The 21,649-nt window shown below is 65.9% G+C and carries 32 protein-coding genes and 2 pseudogenes; 3 read left to right on the forward strand and 31 right to left on the reverse strand.

Features of this window, described 5'->3' with window-relative positions; translation table 11 throughout:
- Positions 1-71: 71 nt before the first annotated feature.
- The 28 genes and pseudogenes from Q8K49_RS14595 to Q8K49_RS14730 form a co-directional block, all read right to left on the reverse strand.
- On the reverse strand, positions 72-1,091 hold the full coding sequence (locus tag Q8K49_RS14595) for a DNA-directed RNA polymerase subunit alpha (protein WP_284223072.1): 1,020 nt from the start codon (positions 1,089-1,091) through the stop codon (positions 72-74).
- A 104-nt stretch (positions 1,092-1,195) separates the two neighbouring features.
- The gene (gene rpsK / locus Q8K49_RS14600) at positions 1,196-1,585 is read right to left on the reverse strand and encodes a 30S ribosomal protein S11 (protein WP_013268944.1); all 390 of its coding nucleotides are present in this window, start codon (positions 1,583-1,585) and stop codon (positions 1,196-1,198) included.
- Positions 1,586-1,594: 9 nt separating this feature from the next.
- Positions 1,595-1,963, reverse strand: a complete 369-nt coding sequence (gene rpsM, locus Q8K49_RS14605) for a 30S ribosomal protein S13 (protein ID WP_305306821.1) — start codon at positions 1,961-1,963, stop codon at positions 1,595-1,597.
- Between the two features lie 139 nt (positions 1,964-2,102).
- The gene (locus tag Q8K49_RS14610) at positions 2,103-2,834 is read right to left on the reverse strand and encodes an energy transducer TonB (RefSeq protein WP_305306822.1); all 732 of its coding nucleotides are present in this window, start codon (positions 2,832-2,834) and stop codon (positions 2,103-2,105) included.
- 58 nt (positions 2,835-2,892) lie between these two features.
- Positions 2,893-3,465 (reverse strand): adenylate kinase, encoded by a 573-nt coding sequence (locus Q8K49_RS14615; RefSeq protein WP_305306823.1) that lies wholly within the window; start codon positions 3,463-3,465, stop codon positions 2,893-2,895.
- A 21-nt stretch (positions 3,466-3,486) separates the two neighbouring features.
- Entirely contained in the window at positions 3,487-4,875 is a 1,389-nt protein-coding gene (secY, locus tag Q8K49_RS14620) for a preprotein translocase subunit SecY (RefSeq protein ID WP_305306824.1), read from the reverse strand.
- 236 nt (positions 4,876-5,111) lie between these two features.
- Positions 5,112-5,573 (reverse strand): annotated as a pseudogene (gene rplO / locus Q8K49_RS14625) (50S ribosomal protein L15); the annotation flags it as partial.
- A gap of 153 nt (positions 5,574-5,726) precedes the next feature.
- Positions 5,727-5,924 (reverse strand): 50S ribosomal protein L30, encoded by a 198-nt coding sequence (gene rpmD / locus Q8K49_RS14630; protein WP_284223202.1) that lies wholly within the window; start codon positions 5,922-5,924, stop codon positions 5,727-5,729.
- A 3-nt stretch (positions 5,925-5,927) separates the two neighbouring features.
- Positions 5,928-6,545: a 30S ribosomal protein S5 gene (gene rpsE / locus Q8K49_RS14635; protein WP_300467187.1), complete on the reverse strand. Its 618-nt coding sequence runs from the start codon at positions 6,543-6,545 to the stop codon at positions 5,928-5,930.
- Positions 6,546-6,557: 12 nt separating this feature from the next.
- Positions 6,558-6,920, reverse strand: a complete 363-nt coding sequence (gene rplR / locus Q8K49_RS14640) for a 50S ribosomal protein L18 (protein WP_305306825.1) — start codon at positions 6,918-6,920, stop codon at positions 6,558-6,560.
- 3 nt (positions 6,921-6,923) lie between these two features.
- Entirely contained in the window at positions 6,924-7,457 is a 534-nt protein-coding gene (gene rplF, locus Q8K49_RS14645; RefSeq protein ID WP_284223200.1) for a 50S ribosomal protein L6, read from the reverse strand.
- A 1-nt stretch (position 7,458) separates the two neighbouring features.
- A complete protein-coding gene (rpsH, locus tag Q8K49_RS14650) occupies positions 7,459-7,857 on the reverse strand; it encodes a 30S ribosomal protein S8 (protein ID WP_305306826.1) in 399 nt (132 codons plus the stop codon).
- Between the two features lie 14 nt (positions 7,858-7,871).
- A complete protein-coding gene (rpsN, locus tag Q8K49_RS14655; RefSeq protein WP_055832157.1) occupies positions 7,872-8,177 on the reverse strand; it encodes a 30S ribosomal protein S14 in 306 nt (101 codons plus the stop codon).
- Positions 8,178-8,196: 19 nt separating this feature from the next.
- Complete coding sequence (gene rplE, locus Q8K49_RS14660) at positions 8,197-8,757, reverse strand: 50S ribosomal protein L5 (RefSeq protein ID WP_305306827.1); 561 nt, start codon at positions 8,755-8,757, stop codon at positions 8,197-8,199.
- Entirely contained in the window at positions 8,757-9,065 is a 309-nt protein-coding gene (gene rplX, locus Q8K49_RS14665) for a 50S ribosomal protein L24 (protein WP_305306828.1), read from the reverse strand. The genes rplE and rplX overlap by 1 nt, the downstream gene beginning before the upstream one ends.
- A gap of 2 nt (positions 9,066-9,067) precedes the next feature.
- Positions 9,068-9,436, reverse strand: a complete 369-nt coding sequence (gene rplN / locus Q8K49_RS14670; RefSeq protein ID WP_055832151.1) for a 50S ribosomal protein L14 — start codon at positions 9,434-9,436, stop codon at positions 9,068-9,070.
- An 18-nt stretch (positions 9,437-9,454) separates the two neighbouring features.
- Complete coding sequence (gene rpsQ, locus Q8K49_RS14675; protein WP_055832150.1) at positions 9,455-9,703, reverse strand: 30S ribosomal protein S17; 249 nt, start codon at positions 9,701-9,703, stop codon at positions 9,455-9,457.
- Between the two features lie 10 nt (positions 9,704-9,713).
- Positions 9,714-9,911, reverse strand: a complete 198-nt coding sequence (gene rpmC / locus Q8K49_RS14680) for a 50S ribosomal protein L29 (protein WP_305306829.1) — start codon at positions 9,909-9,911, stop codon at positions 9,714-9,716.
- Entirely contained in the window at positions 9,908-10,351 is a 444-nt protein-coding gene (gene rplP, locus Q8K49_RS14685; RefSeq protein WP_055832145.1) for a 50S ribosomal protein L16, read from the reverse strand. The genes rpmC and rplP overlap by 4 nt, the downstream gene beginning before the upstream one ends.
- Positions 10,352-10,354: 3 nt before the next feature.
- The gene (gene rpsC, locus Q8K49_RS14690) at positions 10,355-11,110 is read right to left on the reverse strand and encodes a 30S ribosomal protein S3 (RefSeq protein ID WP_284223196.1); all 756 of its coding nucleotides are present in this window, start codon (positions 11,108-11,110) and stop codon (positions 10,355-10,357) included.
- A complete protein-coding gene (gene rplV / locus Q8K49_RS14695; protein WP_305306830.1) occupies positions 11,110-11,490 on the reverse strand; it encodes a 50S ribosomal protein L22 in 381 nt (126 codons plus the stop codon). Before rplV ends, rpsC begins: the two co-directional genes overlap by 1 nt.
- Before the next feature lie 3 nt (positions 11,491-11,493).
- Positions 11,494-11,772: a 30S ribosomal protein S19 gene (gene rpsS / locus Q8K49_RS14700; protein ID WP_292065621.1), complete on the reverse strand. Its 279-nt coding sequence runs from the start codon at positions 11,770-11,772 to the stop codon at positions 11,494-11,496.
- 2 nt (positions 11,773-11,774) lie between these two features.
- Positions 11,775-12,608, reverse strand: coding sequence for a 50S ribosomal protein L2 (gene rplB, locus Q8K49_RS14705; protein WP_305306831.1), 834 nt, complete (start codon positions 12,606-12,608; stop codon positions 11,775-11,777).
- A 4-nt stretch (positions 12,609-12,612) separates the two neighbouring features.
- The gene (locus Q8K49_RS14710) at positions 12,613-12,918 is read right to left on the reverse strand and encodes a 50S ribosomal protein L23 (protein WP_055832134.1); all 306 of its coding nucleotides are present in this window, start codon (positions 12,916-12,918) and stop codon (positions 12,613-12,615) included.
- A complete protein-coding gene (rplD, locus tag Q8K49_RS14715; RefSeq protein ID WP_305306832.1) occupies positions 12,918-13,619 on the reverse strand; it encodes a 50S ribosomal protein L4 in 702 nt (233 codons plus the stop codon). The genes Q8K49_RS14710 and rplD overlap by 1 nt, the downstream gene beginning before the upstream one ends.
- Entirely contained in the window at positions 13,619-14,383 is a 765-nt protein-coding gene (gene rplC / locus Q8K49_RS14720) for a 50S ribosomal protein L3 (protein WP_305306833.1), read from the reverse strand. The genes rplD and rplC overlap by 1 nt, the downstream gene beginning before the upstream one ends.
- 20 nt (positions 14,384-14,403) lie before the next feature.
- A complete protein-coding gene (rpsJ, locus tag Q8K49_RS14725; protein ID WP_003164367.1) occupies positions 14,404-14,709 on the reverse strand; it encodes a 30S ribosomal protein S10 in 306 nt (101 codons plus the stop codon).
- A gap of 378 nt (positions 14,710-15,087) precedes the next feature.
- A complete protein-coding gene (locus tag Q8K49_RS14730; RefSeq protein ID WP_305306834.1) occupies positions 15,088-15,978 on the reverse strand; it encodes a GIN domain-containing protein in 891 nt (296 codons plus the stop codon).
- Positions 15,979-16,379: 401 nt separating this feature from the next.
- Here Q8K49_RS14730 and Q8K49_RS14735 point away from each other — a divergent pair, with 401 nt between their 5' ends.
- Positions 16,380-17,663, forward strand: a complete 1,284-nt coding sequence (locus Q8K49_RS14735) for an NRAMP family divalent metal transporter (RefSeq protein ID WP_305306835.1) — start codon at positions 16,380-16,382, stop codon at positions 17,661-17,663.
- A gap of 95 nt (positions 17,664-17,758) precedes the next feature.
- On the opposite strand, the gene Q8K49_RS14740 is transcribed toward Q8K49_RS14735, so the two are convergent.
- Together Q8K49_RS14740 and Q8K49_RS14745 are read right to left on the reverse strand one after the other, a co-directional pair.
- Entirely contained in the window at positions 17,759-18,676 is a 918-nt protein-coding gene (locus Q8K49_RS14740) for a cupin-like domain-containing protein (protein WP_305306836.1), read from the reverse strand.
- 5 nt (positions 18,677-18,681) lie between these two features.
- A complete protein-coding gene (locus Q8K49_RS14745; RefSeq protein ID WP_305306837.1) occupies positions 18,682-19,830 on the reverse strand; it encodes a GNAT family N-acetyltransferase in 1,149 nt (382 codons plus the stop codon).
- 158 nt (positions 19,831-19,988) lie between these two features.
- Between Q8K49_RS14745 and Q8K49_RS14750 the strand changes: the two genes are divergently transcribed.
- Together Q8K49_RS14750 and Q8K49_RS14755 are read left to right on the forward strand one after the other, a co-directional pair.
- On the forward strand, positions 19,989-20,156 hold the full coding sequence (locus Q8K49_RS14750; RefSeq protein ID WP_305306838.1) for a hypothetical protein: 168 nt from the start codon (positions 19,989-19,991) through the stop codon (positions 20,154-20,156).
- A gap of 75 nt (positions 20,157-20,231) precedes the next feature.
- Entirely contained in the window at positions 20,232-21,284 is a 1,053-nt protein-coding gene (locus Q8K49_RS14755; protein ID WP_305306839.1) for a L,D-transpeptidase, read from the forward strand.
- Positions 21,285-21,354: 70 nt separating this feature from the next.
- On the opposite strand, the pseudogene tuf reads toward Q8K49_RS14755, so the two are convergent.
- A pseudogene (gene tuf, locus Q8K49_RS14760) lies at positions 21,355-21,649 on the reverse strand (elongation factor Tu); the annotation flags it as partial.

The following is a 21,649-nucleotide window of genomic DNA, read 5'->3' on the forward strand; positions in this document are numbered from 1 at the left end:
GGGCTAACTCATTCTAACCGCTCCGCGAACCCGCCAGAAATCTGGGATGGCTCTTGGGCGGAGGGTTGAAACTAGATCTGGTCGTCGAACTTCTTGGCCAGGTCTTCGATGTTTTCCGGCGGCCAGTTGGGCACATCCATCCCGAGGGACAGGCCCATGGTCGCCAGCACTTCCTTGATCTCGTTCAGCGACTTGCGACCGAAGTTCGGGGTGCGAAGCATTTCGCCCTCGGTCTTCTGGATCAGGTCGCCGATGTAGACGATGTTGTCGTTCTTCAGACAGTTAGCCGAACGCACCGACAGTTCCAGCTCGTCTACCTTCTTCAGCAGGGCCGGGTTGAAGGGCAGGTCCGGCTTGCCGTCGATGGCCTCAACGGCCTTCTTGGGCTCGTCGAAGGTGATGAAGATCTGCAGTTGGTCCTGGAGGATGCGCGAGGCGTAGGCCACGGCGTCCACCGGCGAGACGGCGCCGTTGGTCTCGACCTCGAGGATCAGCTTATCATAGTCCAGCGACTGGCCCTGACGGGTCGGCTCGACGCGATAGGCGACGCGCTTGACCGGCGAATACAGGGCGTCGACGGCGATCAGGCCGATCGGGGCGTCTTCCGGACGGTTCAGCTCGGAGGCGACATAGCCCTTGCCGTTCTGGACAGTCAGTTCCATGCGCACCGAAGCGCCCTCGTCCAGCGTGCAGATGACGTGGTCGGGGTTCAGCACCTCGATGTCCGCGGGGACGTCGATCTGGCCGGCCGTGACGGCGCCGGGGCCTGTGGCGCGCAGGGTCATGCGCTTGGGGCCTTCGGCGTGCATGCGCAGCGCCAGTTGCTTGATGTTGAGCACGATGTCGACCACGTCCTCGCGCACGCCTTCCAGCGACGAGAATTCATGGACCACGCCGTCGATCTGGATCGCGGTCACGGCGGCGCCTTGCAGCGACGACAGGAGAACGCGGCGCAGGGCGTTGCCGAGCGTCACGCCGAAACCGCGTTCCAGGGGCTCGGCGACCAGGCGCGACTTGCGCTGGGGGTCGGAGCTCGCCTCGATCTGCGGCTTCTCGGGACGGATCAGCTCTTGCCAGTTACGTTCGATCATGGGTGTCCCTCGAAAACGGAGTTCGCCGGTCCCAAACCTCTTGTGCAAGAGGGGCCTCGTCAGGCACGCCGGGACTGGCGGAGATAGATAGTCGGTCGGTTCGCTTAGACGCGGCGGCGCTTGGGCGGACGGCAACCGTTGTGCGGCATCGGCGTGACGTCGCGGATGGTGGTGATGGTCAGGCCGACCGACTGCAGGGCGCGCAGGGCCGACTCACGGCCGGAACCGGGACCCGAAACGTTGACTTCCAGCGTCTTGACGCCGTGTTCCTGGGCCTTCTTGCCCGCGTCTTCAGCGGCCATCTGGGCGGCGTAGGGCGTCGATTTGCGCGAACCCTTGAAGCCCATGTGTCCGGCCGACGACCACGAGATCGCGTTGCCCTGGGCATCGGTGATCGTGATCATGGTGTTGTTGAAAGACGCATTCACGTGGGCGACGCCCGAGGTGATGTTCTTGCGCTCGCGCTTCTTTACGCGACCCGGTTCCTTGGCCATGTCTATGTCTTACTTCTTCTTGCCGGCGATCGGCTTGGCGGGACCCTTGCGGGTGCGGGCGTTGGTGTGGGTGCGCTGACCGCGGACCGGCAGGCCCTTGCGGTGACGCAGGCCGCGATAGCAGGCCAGGTCCATCAGACGCTTGATGTTCATCGAGGTTTCGCGGCGCAGGTCGCCCTCGACGGTGTGATCCTTGTCGATCGTCTCCCGGATCTGCAGGACCTCGGCGTCGGTCAGTTGGTTCACGCGCCGGGCGGGCTCGATGCCGACCTTGGTCGTGATGTCCTTGGCGGCGTGGGCGCCGATGCCATGGATGTACTGCAGCGCGATCTCTACGCGCTTGTTGGTCGGGATGTTGACACCAGCGATACGGGCCACGAAGCTCTCCAGATACGCGTTGACGGACGCAACAAACGCTCCGGTCAACAGACCAGGAGCGCCGACGTCCTTCGCGGAAGCGCGCCTTATACAGGGGATTCCCTGCTCGTCAACGGCTGACGGGCGTCAGAAGCCCGTGTCAGCGCCCGATATTGACGAAGGTCGTGACCCGTTGGCCCTCTATCGGCCGGCCGGAGGCGGTCATGGGCGGACGATAGCGGAAGAACTCCGTCGCCCTCAGGGCCTGCTCTCCAAAACCGAAGCCGCGGGGATTTTCCTCGACGATGCGGCAATCGCCGAGCCGCTGATCGGTGCGGATGACGCAGTTGACGACAACCCGCCCCGGCGGGCGACGGACGCCGCGGACAGGCGGCGGGCCGACGGACTGGATCTCGGCAGATGACGCGGGGCGCAGGATCATCGGACCGGAGCCGCCCGATCCGGGGCCGTCGCCGTCGCCGTCGCCCGTGCCGGTCCCGTTCCCCGTGCCGCCCTGCCCCATGCCCGGGGTGGGGCTGGCCACCGGCGCTAAGCCGACGACCAGCGCCGGCTCGGGCGCGGGGACACGTGGCGCGACGAGTTCGGGCGGACGCTTCGGCGGCGGCTTGAGAGGGACATGGATGCGCGAGGGCGCTGCCGGTTTCCCGCCCCCCTGGGTCCGCGCCGGCTTCGCGGGCGGTGGAGGCGGCGGGGGCGGCGGGGGCGGGCGAAACAGAACCACATTGATCGCCGGCGGCTGTTCGGGCCAGGGCTCCGGCGCGTCCACACGGGCCATGATGCTGAAAACGCCAAGGTGCGCCATGGTGACACCCACGACGACGCCCAGCTTGCGCAGCCGGTCTTTGTTCAACAGCGGAGGTTCAGGTTTCACGGGCCAATCCTATCACGCACGACTGAACGCGCGGGACGCCGGATCGGTCAGCTGCCGTTCAGCTTGATGGGCCGTCCAGCACCGCGTCGATGGCGGCGGCGACGGTTGCGATGGCGCCCATGCCGTCAATCTCGCTCAGCAGGCCCTTGTCCGCATAGTAGGGCAACAGGGGCGCGGTGTTGCGGTTGTAGGCGTCCAGCCGGACCTTGAAGCTTTCCGGATTGTCGTCCGGACGGCCCTGGTCGGCGAAGCGGACGGCAACGCGGTCCAGCAGGGCGGCGTCATCAACCTTGAGCCGGACCACTCGATCAATTTGCTTGCCCAGCTTGGCCAGCATGGCGTCCAGCGCGACGGCCTGGGCCACAGTGCGGGGAAAGCCGTCGAAGATGGCCCCGCCGGCGTCCCCGGCCTCTTTAAGCCGGGCTTCGATCAGGGCGATGACGATGGCGTCGGACACCAGGTCGCCGCGCGACATGATGGCCTGGCACTCACGACCCAATTCGGACCCCGAAGCGATGGCCTCGCGCAGCATGTCGCCGGTCGACAGCTGGACCATGCCGCGGGCCTCGACCAGCCGCTTGGCCTGTGTGCCCTTGCCCGCCGCCGGTGGTCCGAACAGGATCAGGTTCATCGCCGCCCCTCCGGACCGGCTCTAGCGCCGGGCGGGGGCGGTGACGCCCTTGCCAGGAGTCTTGCCGCGACCGCGCAGTTTGGCTTTCTTGATCAGACCTTCGTACTGGTGAGCCAGCAGCTGGGACTGGATCTGCGCCACGGTGTCCATGGTCACCGAGACCACGATCAGGATCGAGGTGCCGCCGAAAGCCAGGCCCGAACCGAAGTTGGCGATGACCATTTCCGGCAGCAGGCAGACCGCGGTGATGTAGGCGGCGCCGATCACGGTCAGGCGGGTCAGGACATAGTCCAGGTATTCCGCTGTCCGCTTGCCCGGACGAATGCCCGGCAGGAAGCCGCCGTATTTGCGCAGGTTTTCCGCCGTGTCCTCGGGATTGAATGTGATCGAGGTGTAGAAGAAGCAGAAGAAGACGATCAGCGCGCCGTACAGCAGCATGAACACCGGCTGGCCGTGCTGCATCTGGGCGGTGACCATCGGCAACCAGCCCATCCACGACGGCAGGTTCGCATTGGCGGTCATCTGGGCCACCGTGGTCGGCAGCATCAGCAGCGAGGAGGCGAAGATCGGCGGAATGACGCCGGCGGTGTTGACCTTCAGCGGCAGGAACGAGCGCTCGCCCCCGGCCATCCGGTTGCCTTCCTGGCGCTTCGGATACTGGATCAGCAGCCGGCGCTGGGCCCGTTCCATGAAGACGATGAAGACAACGACGCCGATCATCATCACGGTGATGAACAGCAGGGTGAAGGGCGACATCTGGCCCTGCTGGGCCAGGCCGAACATGCGGGCGACGGTGCCGGGCAGGACGGCGACAATGCCGGCGAAGATGATCAGCGAGATGCCGTTGCCGACGCCGCGCGCCGTCACCTGCTCGCCCAGCCACATCAGGAACATGGTGCCGCCGGTCAGGACAGTGACCGTCGAGATGATGAAGAAGATGCCCGGCTGGTCGATCAGATTGGGCTGGGCGTTCAGGCCGAAGGCGATGCCGGTCGACTGGAACAGGGCCAGCACGACAGTCAGATAGCGGGTGTACTGGTTCAGCTGTTTGCGGCCGCTCTCCCCGCCTTCCTTCTTCAGCTTCTCCCACGGCGGATAGACCGCGCCCATCAGCTGGACGATGATCGAAGCCGAAATATACGGCATCACGTTCAGGGCGAAGACGGCGAACCGCTCGACAGCGCCGCCCGAGAACATGTTGACCATGTCCAGCACGCCGCGCTGGCTGTCCGGATTCTGGAAGAAGGCCAGGAAGGCTTCCGAGTTGATCCCCGGAACCGGCACATAGGTGCCGATGCGGTAGATCAGCAGCGCCATGATCGTGAACAGCAGACGTTTGTGCAGCTCGGTCGCCTTGGCGAACGAGCCCATGTTCATGTTTGCTGCGAGTTGTTCGGCGGCCGAAGCCATATGTCGTCACCCCGACTTGTCAGAACGCGGCGCATCGGACCTGAATCCGGCGCCAGCGTCCAGATAGGCGAAGGGCGCCCGCTTAGCGAGGGCGCCCTTCAAGCTTATTTCTTCGCGGCGGTCCGCGTGGTGCGGGCCGAGATCTTGTTGGCGTCGCCACGCGGCGCCTTGGCCGGCGGAGCCTTGCCCTTGGCGGCGTTGCGCTTCTCGATGCGCGCGGCGGCCTTGGCTTCAGCGGCGATGCGCTCCTGAACGACGGTGCCGCCGGCGGCCTCGACGGCCTTGATGGCGCCGGCCGAGGCCGACCAGACGACCAGGTTCAGCTTGGACTTGATCTCACCGGTGCCCAGGATGCGGACGCCGTCCTTGACGCGACGGATCACGCCGGCCGCGACCAGGGCGTCGCCCTTGATCTCGCCCTTGATGTCCAGCTTCTTGGCGTCGATGGCGTCCTGCAGGCGCCACAGGTTTACTTCGGCCAGCTTGAGCGCGCCCGGATTGTTGAAGCCGCGCTTGGGCATCCGCATGTACAGCGGCATCTGGCCGCCTTCGAAGCCGCCGATGGCGACGCCCGAACGCGACTTCTGACCCTTGACGCCGCGACCGGCGGTCTTGCCCTTGCCCGAACCCGGGCCGCGGCCGACGCGCATGCGCTTCTTGTGGGCGCCCTCGTTGTCGCGAATTTCGTTGAGTTTCATGTGCCTGATCCTTTCGGGTGCTAGCGCCTGGCGAGCCAGACTCGGCTGTGGAAAGTAGTGGCGAGTGGCGAGTGGCGAGTGGCGAGAAGAATGCAGCGGGTTGATCCCGAACACCTTCACTCGTCACTCGCCACTAACCACTCGCCACTGAACTTACTTTTCGACGATCTCGGTCAGGTGGGCGACCTTGGCGATCATGCCGCGAACCGAGGGGGTGTCTTCCAGCGTGGACTCACGGCCCATGCGGTTGAGGCCCAGGCCCGACAGGGTGGCGCGCTGGTCCGACTTGCGGCGGATCGGGCTGCCGGTCTGGCGGACGGTGACGGTGGCTTTGGATTCGGTCTTGGCCATATCTTAGGCTTCCTGCGCTTCAGGCGCCGCTTCCGGAGCCGAGGCGCCGTCGTTGCGGCGGCCCATCAGATCGGCGACCTTCTTGCCGCGCTTGGACGCGACCTGACGGGGCGACGACTGGACCTTGAGAGCCTCGAACGTGGCGCGGATCATGTTGTAGGGGTTCGACGAACCGGTCGACTTGCCCACCACGTCCTGGACGCCGAGGGTTTCGAGCACGGCGCGCATCGGACCGCCCGCGATGACGCCGGTCCCGGGAGGGGCGGCGCGCATCATGATCTTGCCGGCGCCCCAACGACCGTTGCCGTCGTGATGCAGGGTGCGGTTCTCGCGCAGCGGAACGCGGATCATGGTCTTCTTGGCTTCTTCGGTCGCCTTGCGGATGGCTTCCGGCACTTCGCGCGCCTTGCCGTGACCGAAGCCGACGCGGCCCTTGCCGTCGCCGACGACCATCAGGGCCGCGAACGAGAACCGGCGGCCGCCTTTGACGGTGGCGGCGACGCGGTTGATGTGGACCAGCTTCTCGACGATGTCCGAATCCGGACCTTCGGCGGGAGCGTTGCGGTTGTCACGACGGTTGCGATCGTTGCCGCCGCCGCCGCGTTGGGGTGTTTGCGCCATCTGTCGCGTCCCTTAGAAATTCAGGCCGGCTTCACGCGCGGCATCAGCCAGCGCCTTCACCCGTCCGTGATAGATGTAGCCGCCGCGATCGAACACGACGTCCTTGACGCCCTTCTCGATGGCGCGCTCGGCGATCAGTTTGCCGATCAGGGCGGCGGCCGCCACGTCGGAACCCTTGGCCTTCTTGCCCTTCTCGCCTTCCAGCGAGGAAGCGGCGGCGATCGTGACGCCGTTCAGGTCGTCGATGATCTGGGCCGAGATGTTCTTGTCCGAACGGTGCACCGACAGACGCAGGCGTCCGTTGGCGACAGCCTTCAGGCGGCGGCGAGTGCGCTCGGTACGGCGCTGGGCTTGTTGTCGAAGAGAGAGAGCCATGACCTACTTCTTCTTGCCTTCCTTGCGCCGGACCTTTTCGCCCGTGTAGCGGACGCCCTTGCCCTTGTAGGGCTCCGGCGGACGCAGCTTGCGGATGACGGCGGCGATCTGACCGACGGCCTGCTTGTCGGCGCCGGAGATCTTGATTTCCGTCTGCTTGGGCACCGCGAAGGTGACGCCGGCAGGCGGCTGGATGTCGACATCGTGCGAGAAGCCGAGCTGCAGCGACAGGGCGTTGCCCTTCATCGCGGCGCGATAGCCCACGCCGACCAGGTCCAGGCTCTTTTCAAAGCCGGTGGTGACGCCGACGACCATGTTATCGACCAGGGTGCGCGACAGGCCCCACATGGCCCGCGAACGCTGGTTGTCTTCGCGCATGGTCAGGTTCAGGCCGTCGTCGCCCTGGGCGACTTCGATCTCGTCGGCGACGGTCCAGGAGCGTTCGCCCTTGGGACCCTTCACCGAGACCGTCTGGCCGTCGAGCGTGACGGTCACGCCCTTCGGCACTTCAATGGTGCGTTTTCCGATACGGGACATCTTAGTAGACCCTGCAGAGGACTTCGCCGCCCACCTTGGCTTCGCGAGCCGAGGTATCCGACATGACGCCCTTGGACGTGGAGAGGATCGAGATGCCGAGGCCGTTCTTGATCGGCTTCAGGTCGGAGATCGCGGAGTAGACGCGGCGGCCCGGCTTGGACACGCGGGCGATCTCGGCGATGACCGGCTGACCGTCGAAGTATTTCAGCTCGATCTCGAACTGCGGGAACTCGCCGGGGTTCTGAACCAGCGCGTAGCCGCGGATGTAGCCCTCGTCCTGCAGCACGTCGAGGACGCGCTGACGTAGGCGGGAAGCCGGGGTGAGCACCTTGGAACGCTTGCGCATGTGCGCGTTCCGGATGCGAGCGATCATGTCGCTCAGGGGATCGTTGATCATCATGTCTGTCGCTCCCCTTACCAACTGGACTTGGTCAGACCCGGGATCTGACCCAGGTTGCCGAGTTCGCGCAGGGCGATCCGGCTCATCTTGAGCTTGCGGTAGAAGGCCCGCGGACGGCCCGTCACTTCGCAGCGGTTGCGAATCCGGTTGGCGGCCGAGTTGCGCGGCAGCTTGGCCAGCTTCAGGCGCGCTTCGAAACGCTCCTCAAGGGGCAGGGATTCGTTGTTGGCGGTCGCCTTCAGGGCGGCACGCTTGTCGGCGTATTTCGCGACGAGGGCCTTGACCATCTCGTTGCGGTTTACGGCGCTTTTCTTAGCCATGGTTTCTTTCCCTTCCCGCTCAGTTCGTCACGAACGGGAACTTGAACTCGGTGAGAAGCGCGCGCGCCTCGTCATCGGTCTTGGCCGTGGTGCAGACGATGATGTCCATGCCCCACATCTGGTCGATCTGGTCGTAGTTGATCTCCGGGAACACGATGTGTTCCTTGAGGCCCATGGCGTAGTTGCCGCGCCCGTCGAACGAGGTCGGCTTCAGGCCGCGGAAATCCTTCACGCGCGGCAGCGCGATCGTGATCAGGCGGTCGAGGAACTCGTACATCTGGTCGCCGCGCAGCGTGACCTTGCCGCCGATGACCATCCCTTCGCGCAGCTTGAAGCCGGCGATGGAGTTACGGGCCTTGGTGGCGACGGGCTTCTGACCGGCGATGGCGGCCAGATCCTTGAGGGCGGCGTTCGCCTTCTTGGTGTCGGCCACGGCTTCACCGATGCCCATGTTGAGGACGATCTTGTCCAGCTTGGGCATCTGCATGGGGTTGGTGTAGCCGAACTTCTCGGTCAGCACGCCCTTGATGCGGTCGTTGTACTCGCCCTTGAGGCGCGGGGTGTATTTGGTCTCGGCCATTAGATGACGTCTCCCGTCGTCTTGGCGAAGCGAACCTTCTTGTCGCCTTCCATGCGGAAGCCGACGCGGGCCGCCTTGCCGTTGGCGTCGGCGATCGCGACGTTCGACAGGTGAAGCGACGCTTCCTTGTTCTTGATGCCGCCCTGGGGGTCGGCCTGGGTCGGGCGGGTGTGGCGCTGGACCATGTTGATCCCCTGCACCATGACGCGGTTCGCGGTCGGCAGGACCTTGGTCACCTTGCCGGTGCGGCCCTTGTCCTTGCCCGTGAGGACCACGACGTTGTCGCCGGTTTTGATCTTGGCGGCCATGACTACAGGACCTCCGGAGCCAGAGAGATGATCTTCATGTGGTTCTTGGCGCGCAGTTCGCGGGGAACCGGGCCGAAGATCCGCGTGCCGACCGGCTCGTTCTGCTTGTTGACGATGACGGCGGCCGACTTGTCGAAGCGAATGACAGAGCCGTCCTTGCGCATGATGTCCTTGGCGGTGCGCACGACGATGGCGCGCACGACGTCGCCCTTCTTCACGCGGCCGCGAGGAATGGCTTCCTTCACCGAAGCGACAATCGTGTCGCCCACCGAGGCGTAGCGGCGCTTGGAGCCGCCCAACACCTTGATGCACATGACCCGGCGAGCACCCGAATTATCGGCTACCTCCAGGTTAGTTTGCATCTGGATCATTTGATCAGATCTTTCTGATTACGAGGCCGAGGCCGAGGAGTCCGACAGGACTTCCCAGCGCTTCAGCTTGGACTTGGGGGCGCACTCGATGATGCGGGCCTGATCGCCCACCTTGAGGGCGTTGGCTTCGTCGTGAGCGTGATACTTCTTGGACAGGCGCACGATCTTTTTCAGGACCGGGTGCAGCAGGGTGCGTTGGACGACGACGACGACAGTCTTGTCGCCCTTGTCGGAGACGACCACGCCTTCGAGAACTCGTTTGGGCATCTTCGTTTCCTTAAGCCGCCGCGCGGTTCGCACGCAGAAGCGTGGAAATACGGGCGATGTCCTTGCGCACTTCCGAGACCCGATGGGTCTTTTCCATCTGGCCGGTGGCGGCCTGGAAGCGCAGGTTGAACTGTTCCTTCTTGAGCTTCAGCAGCTCATCGGACAGCTGGTCGGGCGTCTGGGCCCGGAGGTCGGCGATCTTGGTCATGCGCCTACGTGCTCCACGTGCGAGACACCGGCGTCGAGGCGGGTGACCACCTTCGTACGGACCGGCAGCTTGGCGGCGCCGAGACGCAGGGCCTCGCGGGCCACGTCGTCCGGCACGCCGTCGATTTCAAACAGGATCCGGCCCGGGTGGCAGCGCGCCGCCCAGTGATCCACGGCGCCCTTGCCCTTGCCCATGCGGACTTCGGCCGGTTTGCCCGTGACGGGCAGGTCGGGGAAGACGCGGATCCAGACGCGGCCCTGGCGCTTCATCTGGCGGGTGATCGCGCGGCGGGCCGCCTCGATCTGACGCGCAGTGATGCGTTCCGGCTCCACCGTCTTCAGGCCATACGACCCGAAGTTCAGCGAGAAGCCGCCCTTGGCGGCGCCATGGATGCGGCCCTTGAAGGCCTTGCGGTATTTGGTCTTTTTCGGTTGCAGCATGACTTAGCTCTCACGTGCCCGGTCGCGACGCGGACCGCGGTCGCCACGGGGACCGCCGCGTTCACGGCCTTCGTTGGACGACGGACCGGCAGCCTCGGCCGCCCAGCGCTTGTCCTGCGCCATCGGGTCGTGCTCCAGCACCTCGCCTTTGAAGACCCACACCTTCACACCGATGATGCCGTAGGTCGTCTTGGCCTGGATGAAGCCGTAGTCGATGTCGGCGCGCAGGGTGTGCAGCGGCACGCGGCCTTCGCGATACCATTCCATCCGCGCGATTTCGGCGCCGCCGAGGCGGCCCGACACGTTGATGCGGACGCCCTTGGCGCCGAGACGCATGGCCGACTGCATCGAACGCTTCATGGCGCGGCGGAAGGCGATCCGGCGTTCCAGCTGCTGCGCGATGTTCTCGGCGATCAGCTGGGCGTCCGTCTCGGGCTTGCGCACTTCGACGATGTTCAGGTGAACCTCACCCTCGGTGCGCGCCGAGATGTCCTTGCGGAGCTTCTCGATGTCAGCGCCCTTCTTGCCGATCACGACACCCGGACGGGCGGCGTAGATCGTCACGCGGCACTTCTTGTGCGGACGCTCGATGATGATGCGCGACACGCCGGCGGCGTTCAGGCGTTCTTTCAGCCACGTGCGCAGCTTGAGGTCCTGATGCAGCAGCTTGGCGTATTCGGCGCCGCGGGCGAACCAGCGGCTGTCCCACGTACGGTTGACGCCGAGGCGCAGACCGATCGGATTGACTTTCTGACCCATCAGGCGGCCTCACCGGCTTCGCGGACCACGATGGTGATCTCCGCGAAAGGTTTCAGGATGCGCGACGAGCGGCCACGAGCACGGCTCGCGAAACGCTTCATCACCAGGTTCTTGCCCACGAAGGCCTCGGCCACGACCAGGTTGTCGATGTCGAGGTTGTGGTTGTTCTCGGCGTTGGACACGGCCGAATACAGCACCTTGCGGACGTCGGTGGCGATGCGCTTACGGCTGAATTCCAGCTCGTTCAGCGCCTTCTGCACCGGCAGGCCGCGGATCGACTGGGCGACCAGGTTCAGCTTCTGAGGGCTGATCCGGACGTTCACCAGCTTGGCGCGCGCTTCGGTCGGGGCGGACCGACGGGGGTTTTTGGTCTGGGCCATCAGTTATTTCCTTTTGGCCTTCTTGTCCGCCGCGTGCCCGGGGAACGACCGGGTCGGGGCGAACTCGCCGAGCTTCATGCCGACCATTTCTTCGGAGACCGACACCGGCACATGCTTGAGGCCGTTGTGGACGCCGAAGGTCAGGCCGACAAACTGCGGCAGGATGGTGGAGCGGCGCGACCACGTCTTGATCACGTCCTTACGGCCCGACGTCGAAACGGCGTCGGCCTTCTTGAGCAGATACCCGTCGACAAACGGGCCTTTCCAGGAGGAGCGAGCCATCTTTAGCGAGCCTTCTTAACGTGGCGGGTACGGATGATGAACTTGTCCGTCGCCTTGTTCTTGCGGGTGCGGGTGCCCTTGGTGTCCTTGCCCCACGGCGTAACCGGGGTGCGACCACCAGAGGTCCGGCCTTCACCACCACCGTGCGGGTGGTCGATCGGGTTCATGGCGACGCCGCGAACGTGCGGACGCCAGCCCATGTGACGGACGCGGCCGGCCTTGCCGAGGTTCTGGTTCATGTGGTCGGGGTTCGAAACCGCGCCCACCGTGGCCATGCAGCCGTCCAGAACCATGCGAAGCTCGCCCGAGCCGAGACGGATCTGGGCGTAGCCCTGATCGCGGCCGACCAGCTGGGCATAGGCGCCGGCCGAGCGGGCCAGCTGGGCGCCCTTGCCCGGCTTCATTTCGACATTGTGGATGATCGTGCCGACCGGCACCGAGCGCAGCGGCATCGCATTGCCCGGCTTCACATCGACCTTTTCGCCGGCCACGACCGTGTCGCCCGCCTTCAGGCGTTGCGGCGCGATGATGTAGGCCTTTTCGCCGTCCTCATAGATCACGAGGGCGATGAAGGCGGTCCGGTTCGGATCGTATTCCAGCCGCTCGACGGTCGCCGTGGCGAACTTGCGGCGCTTGAAGTCGATCTTGCGGTACAGCGTCTTGGCGCCGCCGCCGCGGAAGCGGACGGCGATACGACCACCGGCTCCGCGACCGCCCGACTTGGTCAGGCCTTCGGTCAGCGACTTTTCGGGGCGTCCCTTGTGGAGCTCCGAACGGTCGATCAGCACCAGGGCGCGACGGCCCGGCGATGTCGGATTGTAGGTTTTCAAGGCCATCTGATCAGAGCCCCGTGGTGACGTCGATCGACTGGCCTTCAGCCAGCGTCACGATCGCTTTTTTGATGTCGACCCGACGGCCCATGATGCCGCGGAAGCGCTTGGTCTTGCCCTTCTGGACCAGGGTGTTGACCTTCAGGACGTTGACCTTGAACAGGCTTTCGACCGCAGCGGCGATCTCGTCCTTGGTCGAGGTGCCGGAAACCCGGAATACGACCTTGTTCTGCTCCGACAGGATCGTGGCCTTTTCCGTGATGATCGGAGCCAGGATGGTGTCGTAGTGTTTTGCAGTGGGGTTGGCGCCAGCCATTACGCGGCCTCCTTCTTCGTCTTGGCAGCCGGTTTGGCGGCCGAAGCGGCCTCGGCTTCACGACGTGACGGGGTGTAGTCCTTGTAGGTGGCTTCGATGGCCTCGACGGCCGCCTTGGTCAGCACCAGCTTGTCCGCGCGCAGGATGTCGTAAACGTTCAGGCCGGCGTTCGGCAGGACGTTCACCATCGGAATGTTGCGGGCGGCCAGGCCGAAGTTCGTGTCGACTTCCGGACCGGCGATGATCAGCGTGCGTGTCCAGCCCAGCTTGCCGAGGGTTTCGCGCAGACCGGCGGTCTTGGCGTCCTTCAGCGAGATGTTGTCGACGATGACCAGATCACCGGCGACGACCTTGGCCGACAGCGCGTGACGCAGGGCCAGGGCGCGGACCTTCTTGGGCAGGGAGAAGCCGTGGTCGCGAACGACCGGGCCGAAGGCGCGCGAACCACCGACGAATTGGGGGGCGCGACGCGAACCGTGACGGGCGCCGCCGGTTCCCTTCTGCTTGTACATCTTCTTGCCGGTGCGAGAGTTCTCGTTCCGGGTCTGGACCTTGTGGGTGCCGGCGCGGCGCTTGGCCAGTTGCCAGTTGACGTAACGGGCCAGGATGTCGCCGCGAATGTCGGTGATGCCGAAGACGGCTTCCGACAGTTCGACGTCACCGGCGGCCTTGCCGTCGAGTTTGATGACCGGGATTTTCATTACGCTTCACCGCCTTCGGTGGTCTCAACGACGGCAACGTCCTCAGCCGGCGTTTCCGCGGCGGCGGGTTGCTCGGCCGAAGCCTTGGCGTTCGACTTGATGCCGCCCGGGAAGGGAGCGTCGGCCGGACGGGTCTTCTTGATGGCGTCGCGGACCTTGACCCAGGTGCCTTCGTGACCGGGGACAGCGCCCTTGATCAGAAGCAGGCCACGCTCGACGTCGACGCGGAACACGGTGAGGTTCTGGGTGGTGACAACTTCACAGCCGTAGTGGCCGGCCATCTTCTTGCCCTTGAACGTCTTGCCCGGATCCTGACGCTGACCGGTCGAACCATGCGAACGGTGCGAGACCGAGACGCCGTGGGTTGCCCGCAGACCGCCGAAGTTCCAGCGCTTCATGGCGCCGGCGAAGCCCTTGCCGATGGTCTCGGCCTGGACGTCGACCTTCTGGCCGGCGACGAAATGGTCAGCCGAGAACTCGGAGCCCACATCCATCATGGCGTCCGCATCGATGCGGAACTCGGTGACATAGGCCTTCGGCTCCACCTCAAGCTTGGCGAAGGACTCGCGCTGGGCCTTGTTGGTGTTCTTGGCCTTTTTGGAGCCAGCGCCCAGCTGCAGGGCGACGTAGCCGTCCCGCTCCTGAGTCCGCTGACCCACGACCAAACAGCCATCCAGCTGCAAGATCGTGACTGGAACATGCGCGCCGTCTTCAGCGAAGACACGCGTCATACCCAGTTTCTTGGCGATCACGCCCGTGCGCATCGGATCCCGCCTCTTTCTTATTAAATCTTGATCTCGACATCCACGCCGGCGGACAGGTCGAGCTTCATCAGCGCGTCCACAGTCTGCGGGGTGGGGTCGACGATATCGAGGACACGCTTGTGCGTGCGGATTTCAAACTGCTCGCGCGACTTCTTGTCGACGTGCGGCGAGCGGTTCACGGTGAACTTTTCGATCAGGGTCGGCAGGGGGATCGGACCGCGAACGGTCGCGCCCGTGCGCTTGGCCGTGTTCACGATCTCGCGCGTCGAAAAGTCGAGGACGCGGTGATCGAAGGCCTTGAGCCTGATGCGGATGCTTTGATCCATATCGGTCGTATTTCCCAAGCAGGCGAACCTGCGTCCCTGTGAACCATTTCAAAGACCGGAGGCCTTCAGGCACGAATGCCTTCAGAGTACGCACGTCCGCAGAAACGATCGGCCCACGCAGCGAACCGCGAAGGCCGTTGAAGTCCTGGGTCACTGCAAAGAACAGGTCCGAGGTCGTTCCCGCGAACCGCGTCTGCATCCCAAAAACACGCGGGATGCACAGCCGGTCCAACAAGAGTTGGCGCTTATGACGATTGAGTCCCCTTTCGTCAAGCGGCGAAACTGTGTCCGAACGGTCTTTCGTCCAGCAGCGGACAGGAAAAAGGCCCGGAGGGTTCCACGCTCCCGGGCCTTCTCACTCGCGGCGGCTGAGGGGGATCAGCTGCCGATGCGAATGTCTCCGCCACCGACGATGGAGCGGCTGATCGAACCGGTTGCGCGAGCGATGTTTACATCTCCACCGCCAGCGATCGAAACATCAACGTCCCCGGCCACGCCGCCGAAGCCGACATCACCTGACCCCGCGATGCTGATGCTGACATCGGGGCTGGTTCCGTCCCGGACCACGACATCACCCGAGCCAGCGATTGACACATCCAGCGGGCCCTGGATCCGCGCGACCGCGACATCGCCCGAACCTCCGATCGAGACCTCAAGGCCGCGGGTGGCGCCGGCCGTGACCGAGCCGGACCCGCCGATGCTGATATCAAGCGAGGTCGAGGTGCCGGCACGCATATCGCCGGAACCCCCGATGCTGAGCGACACCGGGCCTTCGGTGTTGGCCACGTTCCAGTAGCCGCAGCCGCTGCTGCCCAGGTCCACACCCGAAGCGCCCCGTCCGACCGAGCCGAACACGGCGCCCGACGCCGAAACATCCACGAGACGCGGGGTGCGGATAACGATCAGCGGGGCGTCGGAGATATTGATCCGGCCATGATCGCGCACCTCGACCGAGGCGCCATCCCCGGGGGGTTGGGCGTTGTCCGGACCGGACCGGCACTCACGGATGCCGTCGCCTCGATTCAGGAAGCCCCGGCGGCGAAGGCCCCCGTCGATGCGGACCTCATTGCCGACGCGGGACACCTGGATGGGCGGAAGGCCGGACGAGCCTTGCTCGACCTCGACGGCGATGTCGGCGCGGTCCTCGACGATAACAGCGACACGCGCGACAGCGTGACGGATTTCGACCTCGGGTCCCGGCTTGGCGAAGGCTGGCGCGGCCAGGGCGGCGATGGCGACGACGACGGCGGAAACGATGACGGGTTTCATGACAGGGGTTCCCTCTCCGGAATGTGCGCGGAAAGTGCGACCGCCCTGTCGCTGAGTCACTTTAAATCGAGGTCATGACCTCGTTGTAAGAAACCGCACTCCGCGGGCTCAGGCGCGCAGCGCCCCGGCCCCGTCCTCAGCGCCGACCCCGGTACGAGGTCGCGCTCGAACCGGGCGCGCGAAAAGCACGCATGCGACTTGACCCTGACACCCCCGGTCGGCAAAGCAACGTCCGCTGGAACAGGTGGTTGAATGGCGTCACATGTGCCTCAAAGGTTCTCGGCGAACGCCTTGTTCGCTTCGATCGTGCGCCGGGCATGGGGTGGCCCGTGTCCGGCGGAGGCGTCCCGGACAAGTCGCGACCGTCGAACCCGTCCCGGACCGCCGGATCGGATGCGGCGTTGAAGCCCGTCGTCCACAGACTTCGCCGCGCGGCGCTGTTCCAGAAGCTTGGGCCTGGACTGATCACGGGCGCCGCTGACGACGATCCCAGCGGCATCGCCACCTATTCCCAGGCCGGCGCCCAGCTGGGCGTCAACATGCTCTGGACCATGGTCTTCACCTATCCGCTGATGGCCGCAATCCAGATGATCAGCGCCCGGATCGGCCGCGTCACCGGACGGGGCCTCGCGGCGAACATGGGCCGGGTGTTTCCGCGCGGCGTGGTCACGGTGCTGGTGACGCTGCTGTTGGTCGCCAACACCATCAATATCGGCGCGGACCTCGCCGCCATGGGCGCGGCGGCCAGGCTCGTGCTGGGCGGGAGCCCGCACCTCTTCACCCTGCTGTTCGCCGCGGTCTCGCTGGCCCTGCAGATCCTCGTTCCCTACCACCGCTATGTCCGCTACCTGAAATGGCTGACCCTGGCTTTGTTCGCCTATGTCGGCGTGGTCTTCACGGTCCAGATCGACTGGAGCGAGGTCGCGCTCCGGACGGTGATGCCCCAGATCGCCCTGAACGGGGCCACAGTGACCCTGGTGGTGGCCGTGTTCGGCACCACGATCAGCCCCTATCTGTTCTTCTGGCAGGCCTCCCAGGAGGTGGAGGACGAGGAGGCCGACCCCGAGGCCGGACCACTGCTGGACAACCCCGACCAGGCGCCGGCGCAACTGAGCCGGATCCGCTGGGACACCTATATCGGCATGGGGTTCTCGAACCTCATCGCCTTCTTCATCATCCTGACCACCGCCGTCACGCTGCACACCGCCGGGAAGACCGACATCCAGACGTCGGCCCAGGCCGCCGAGGCGCTGAGGCCCATCGCCGGCGACCTCGCCTTCCTGCTGTTCAGCCTGGGCATCATCGGCACAGGCCTGCTCGCCATACCGGTTCTGGCCGGCTCGGCGGCCTATGCCGTTAGCGAGGCGCGCGGCTGGAAGATCGGTCTTGAGCAAAAGCCGCGCGAGGCCGTCGGATTCTATACCGTGATTGGTCTGGCGACCCTTCTAGGGATCGCCATCGCCTATTCCCCGATCGATCCGATCAAGGCGCTGTTCTGGAGCGCCGTTCTGAACGGTGTGATCTCGGTGCCGATCATGGTGGCGATGATGGTGGTGGCGTCCCGGCGCCATGAGATGGGCCCGTTCGTCGCCACCCTCGCCCAGCGCGTCTTCGGATGGATCGCGGCCGGGGTCATGGCGGCCGCCACGGTCGCGATGTTTGTGTTGCAAGGGTGGGGTCCGTAACCGGCGGCGGAACCCGTCCACGGGCGACACACCGTCTGACGGCAAGGCCGGGCGGTCAGGTCGTCCAACGCGACGGGATGGCCCCGCTTTATTCCTTAGGCCCGGATCGCCCCCGCCCCGTCCTCGACCCCGACCTCCGGCTCGAAGTCCCGTTCGAACGTCGCGATCCCGCTCTTCAGCGCCCCGGCCTGCTTCAACGCCAGCGAGGCGGCCCAGCGCACGGCCAGTTCGGGCGTCGCCATTCCGTCCGTGAAGCGCGGGGTCCCGCCCCGGCTGCGCAGCACGGCGTTGGTAAACAGGGCCCCGTTGCGGAACCGAGACGGCCAGGTCTGGAAGTCCATCGACAGGGAGACGCAGAACCGGTCCAGGTTCTCGACCCGGTGCGGCGCATAGATCGGCCAGGTCAGGGCCTGTCCCGGCTCCAGGTCCATGACTTGGGCGTCGGCCTCGAAGGCGCGGGCATAGGGCAGTTCCTCGGTGGTCTGGCGCGACACCACCTGCTCCATATCGACCTCGGTCAGATGCGCCTCGTCGCCCGGATAGACGAAGATCCGCTTACGGCCGCGCATGTGGAACAGCACCACCCCCGCGGCGTCGAAATGATAAGGCACCCGCGCCTTGGGCGAGGACAGGATCAGCTGGCCGGCGTTCTTCACGGCGCGCAGGCCGGGATAGGCCCTCTGCACCTTGCCGAACTCGGCCATGGCCGCGGTCCACAGTTCAGGCCAGCCGGTCTCGACCGAGCGCAGATTGACCCACAGCCGCCCCTGCTGGATCGCGGCCAACAGTTCGGCCCCGTCCAGCTTGCCGCGCGCGCCGGTGCGCAGCGAGACCTGACCCTCGTCGTCATAGTCGTACAGATTGATGTCGAACAGTTCGGCCGGATACCGGTGGAGCACCGCGGCCAGCGCCTCGTCGGAGGCGAAGCCTTGTTCCACGAGCGTGTGTGGATGGACGCCGGCCTCGGCGATCGGGCCGGTGTAGCGGGTGCGGGTCTGGATGTTGCTTTTCATCTGTCTCAGGCCGGAACGCGGCTGGCGGTTGCACGAACCTTCGCAAGAGCGGCGCCCGCCGCCTGCATGGCTCCCTTCATCCGGGCGCCGGGGGTGGTCTCGCAGGCCTCAATGGCGGCCCAGCGGCGGCGCACGCTGGTGCGCAGCCGTTCGCCCCGCCCGGCGCCGGCCAGATTCAACGCCCCGACGGCGGCCTGGCTCATGGTGGCGCCGAGGCCGGGCCTCAGCACCACGGCCTCACGCACCAGTTTGAAGCCGTTGCAGAAGTATTTCTTGTAGTGCTCGCCCTCGAAGCCGAAGTCGAAGGTGCGATAGCCGCGCTCCGCCGCCAGCCGCATGGTGTCCATGCTCAGCAGGATACCCGGCGAGCAGCGCGACAGACTGGGCTCATATCCCGGGAACCAGAAATGATACTGGTCGCCGGCGTGCAGCGAATACTCCACCGCCGTCAGCCGGTCGCCGGCCCACAGGGCGGCCATGGAGGCGCCAAAGCCGTCGCCCTCTTCCTTGAGCAGGGCGTGCAGCAGGTCGGCGGTCCAGCGGCAGGCGAAGATGTCGTGACGGCCCGTCCGCCGGTACTGATCCCTCTTCAGGTCGATCAGCCAGTCCAGCATCGCCGGATCACGCAGATTCCGCTCGACCCGCAGCGGCCCCAGCTCGGCCTCCATGCTGCGGCGGGCGCGCTCCTTGTCCTTGAAGAACTTGCCGTGGGTCGCCCGACGCTCGGCGTACCAGTCGTCATAGCCGTCGTCGCCGAGCTCGACCTGGACCGTGCGGCGGTCCTCGCCCGGACCGCTCGGCCCCACCCAGGCGGTGAGGTTCAGGCGGGTGGCGCCCAGCGCCTCCGCGGCCTCTTCCAGCGACGGCGCCATGCCCGGAAAGGCGATGACGCCATGATAGTCGTTCATCGGCGCCGCCAGCGGCTGCATTGCCCCGCCCCGCCGCTGATGCGGGAAGAAGCCCACGGTCTCGCCGCCGCGCGAGAACACGGCCACCGCCGCCCTGGGGCTGACGCAACCGGCGACCCGCGCGAACTCGGGCCGGAAATAGGGACTGCCCAGCGCCGGATTGGCGGTCAGCATGGCGCGCCATGCCGCCCACTCCGCATCGCCGAGCGTATCGATCCCGACGATTTCAACCTTCAGCGAAGCCATGCAGCCGTCCCTTGGAGGGCCATGACGGACCACCCTTCCAGCGCAGGTCTAACCCGGCGCCCGTTTCGGGCCGGTGAGCGTTCATGGTGAACGAAGTCTGTGCGGAGCCTCAGGCCTCTGCGGACGTTGCTCTCCCGGACAATGCCAGTGGAGCGCCCATGACACCCGACCGTCCCTCCAATCGCGAAACCGAGACGGAGGACCAGCGCGCCCCCGCGCGCGAGGGCGCGCCGCCCCGTCCCGCCACCGAGCCGAAGGGCTCCGAGGGCTCGTCCAATTCAGGTGAAACGGCCACCGACCCGGCGACCGGCAAGCCAAACGCCTGACCCATTGCCGGGACGGATCGGGAACGCCTGACCTGCCAAGGGATTGGGTCCGGAGCCACAACTGTCCGGTTTCCCATGTCCATTCGTCTGATCCTTGCATCCACCAGCCTGATCGCGCTTGCCGCCTGCGGCGCGCCGGACCCGGCGCCAGCCGATCGGCCTGCGGCCCCGGCCCCGCAGGCGCAGCTCCCCGCCTTGCTGTCCGCCGACCAGATCGAAACCGGCGTCCTCCTTTCGGCGGTGCCCCCGGCGCCTGCGCCGGCCGAAGGGGCGACGACGCCCGCCTATGCACCGGATCCGGGCATGGTCCGGTTGCAGATCCTGCTCGATCGCTCGCGCTTCTCGCCCGGCGTCATCGACGGACTGGGCGGCGAAAACACCCGTCAAGCCGTCGCCGCATGGCGCAAGGCCAACGATCTCAGCGAGAACGGCGCCGCTGACGCCGCCCTGCTGCAAAGTCTCGCCGCGGCCGATGCGGGCCCGGTCATGGCCGAGTACACCCTGACCGCCGCCGATGTCGCCGGACCGTTCAGTCCGCTGCCCGGCGATGATCTGGCGACGACGGCCCGGGCCGGCACGCAGTTCTCCAGCCCACTCGAACGTCTGGCCGAACGGTTCCACGTCACCGAGGCCCTGCTCCAGGGTCTGAACCCCGGCGTCGATTTCCGGCGGGCGGGCCAGACCCTCGTGGTCCCCGCCGTCAACGATACGCCCCTCACCGGCGTCGCCCGTATCGTCGTCGACAAGACCGAACGTTCGGCCCGGGCATTCGACGCCTCGGGCGCCCTCCTGGCCTTCTATCCCGCCACCATCGGCTCAACCGAGCGCCCCGCCCCCTCCGGCACGGTCACCGTGGTCGGCGTCGCCCCCGAGCCCGACTACACCTATGATCCGGAACGGGTCAGCTACGACCGCGGCGATGAGCGGATCGTGGTTCCGGCCGGTCCAAACAACCCGGTCGGCACGGTCTGGATCGACCTGTCGCGCGACACCTACGGCATCCACGGCACCCCCGATCCCTCGAAGATCGGCAAGACCGCCTCGAACGGCTGCGTCCGCCTGACCAACTGGGACGCCGAACAGCTGGCCGCGGGGGTCAGGCCGGGGGTGGTGGTGCGGTTTATCTGAGGCCCACACAGCAAAACGGCCCCCGGATCGCTCCGGGGGCCGTTCGCTTACGCGGACTTGAGGTCGCCGATTACTCGGTGATCTTGGAGACCACGCCTGCTCCAACCGTGCGGCCGCCTTCGCGGATGGCGAAGCGCAGCTTTTCTTCCATGGCGATCGGGGTGATCAGCTCGACGTTCAGCTCGGCGTTGTCGCCGGGCATGATCATCTCGACACCTTCCTTCAGGTGCACGATGCCGGTCACGTCCGTGGTGCGGAAGTAGAACTGCGGGCGGTAGTTGGTGAAGAACGGGGTGTGACGGCCGCCCTCTTCCTTGGTCAGGATATAGGCCTCGGCCAGGAATTTGGTGTGCGGGGTGATGGTG

Source organism: Brevundimonas sp. (assembly GCF_030682035.1).
In the GTDB taxonomy this organism is placed as follows: Bacteria; Pseudomonadota; Alphaproteobacteria; order Caulobacterales; family Caulobacteraceae; genus Brevundimonas.